This is a genomic window from Treponema sp. J25, from assembly GCF_004343725.1.
Classification (GTDB): Bacteria; Spirochaetota; Spirochaetia; order Treponematales; family Breznakiellaceae; genus J25.
In genome coordinates this window covers 1-1623 of sequence record NZ_PTQW01000043.1, presented here as the reverse complement: position 1 = coordinate 1623, position 1623 = coordinate 1, and the positions used below count along the sequence as shown (strand labels likewise).

Sequence of the window (1623 nt, the reverse complement as noted above, 5' to 3'; positions counted from 1 at the left end):
GAGGATTCGTTCGGTAATGTCATGTATTATTCCTTGATGTTCAATACTATTTCCCCTTTTATCCTTTAGGACGGAAAGAAATTCTACGGCATATATTGGGATTTCGTTTTTCCCTTTAAGGATAATTTCATAATTTCTGAGCATCCCCTCTTTTTCTAAACGTCTCAGTTCATATTCCCGATCGGAGGGGTTATAAAAAAACTCGGCAAAATGATGATTCAAAATATCCTCTTTCTTTGTAAGTCCCAAAAGGTGAATTCCAAAGTGATTAATAGTGATAATCCGATCGTCGGGTGTGGCGGTGTAAATGAGCATTGGGGCTGTTTCAAGGAGAGTCCTTAAACGATACTCCTTGGCTTGTATTTCTTCTGTTACCTGTTTTGCTCGATATTCTGCAAGTAGTCGTTGAACACGATTATGAACTATGGGAGCGATAAGTTGGGCTACTTGGGTAAGGAGGGTAAGTTCTTCTTCACTCCAGGGAGCATACTCTCTCCCGAGGAGCAGATAACCAAGGGCACTGGCAGAAGCATAAAAACGAAGAGAAACACAATAAGGGAGAGCTTTTTCGAAAAGAGGAATATGGTAAGGGCCAAAAAGATATGGTTTGTTTTCTGTTTTACGACAGGCGGTAGTGATAATCTCATCCCATTGATGCTGGGAAAGGGCAATCGTATAAGGAGAGCCTGCAATACTATAATGATGATGACCTTCTAGGTCCTGGAAAAAAATTGCCACCGTATCAGCATGAAAATATGTTTTTATGAGGTTTGTTGCATCGATATCAGCCTTTGTCGTTGGATCTTGAGCGTACAAAAGGCTTATTTGTAGAAAAAAATTCTGATATTCCTGCATATTCATTTAATATTGAGTACCGACAAAAGCCCCAATAACTGAAAAACTTCTCGGACCTTTGGTTGACAATTAATAATTTGAACAGAGATATTTCTTCGAGAAGCCTGGAGAACTAATTGGGAAATACTTCCAACTCCGGTACTGGAAATATAATGGAGACCAGCAAGATCGAGGATAATGGTGGTTCCTGCAAATAACGTGGCCAGAACTATTTCCCCGATGGTTCCAAATTCAGTAGCGCTTTCTAAGTTAAGTTCCCCTCCAAGATGGATGGTAAGATGATTATCATCTTCCTGGGTAATAGCAAGCGTTGTATAAGGATATCGTTTGTTAAAATGAGAAATACACTCGGATAATTCCATTACCCTTGTATCCTCGCAGTTAAAATGGTCACATCGTCGGTAAAGTTCTTTGTCCCTGAGATTTCCAGGGCTCGATTTAATATATTCTTATGATATTCCTGAGTATATTCAACTCCTTCGAATATAGTTTTTGCAGAAATTGTTATGATATGGTCGTTGTCCTTTTTGTATTCGACTAAGCCATCGGTAAAAAAAGAGAGGATATCCCCTTCTTGTAGTTGTGTTATCTGTTCATTAAAGTTGACATTTTGGGCGTATCCTATTGCAGATCCAGCTACGGGAAGTTCATATACCGTTTTATGGCGAACCAATATGGGATGACACTGACCTGCATTTGCATATTGTAAAATGTTGCTTTGAAGATCCATGATACCGGCAAAAAAGGTAATAAGAATCCCTGTGGTCC

At 39.3% G+C, this 1623-nt stretch carries 3 protein-coding genes; all 3 read right to left on the bottom strand.

From position 1 onward, the window contains the following. A partial coding sequence (locus tag C5O22_RS12170; RefSeq protein WP_165910522.1) for a PAS domain-containing protein occupies window positions 1-855 on the bottom strand: 855 nt, incomplete at its 3' end. A 2-nt stretch (window positions 856-857) separates the two neighbouring features. Next, window positions 858-1217, bottom strand: coding sequence for an STAS domain-containing protein (locus C5O22_RS12165; RefSeq protein ID WP_132782198.1), 360 nt, complete (start codon window positions 1215-1217; stop codon window positions 858-860). Beyond that, window positions 1217-1623, bottom strand: a 407-nt coding sequence (locus C5O22_RS12160) for a PP2C family protein-serine/threonine phosphatase (protein ID WP_132782196.1), incomplete at its 5' end; no start/stop codon positions are given. The genes C5O22_RS12165 and C5O22_RS12160, both read right to left, overlap by 1 nt.

What these genes read in the sequence shown, in the direction of transcription:
- C5O22_RS12165 (WP_132782198.1), bottom strand. Translation starts at nt 1,217, where the DNA reads ATGGAATTATCCGAGTGTATTTCTCATTTTAACAAACGATATCCTTAT.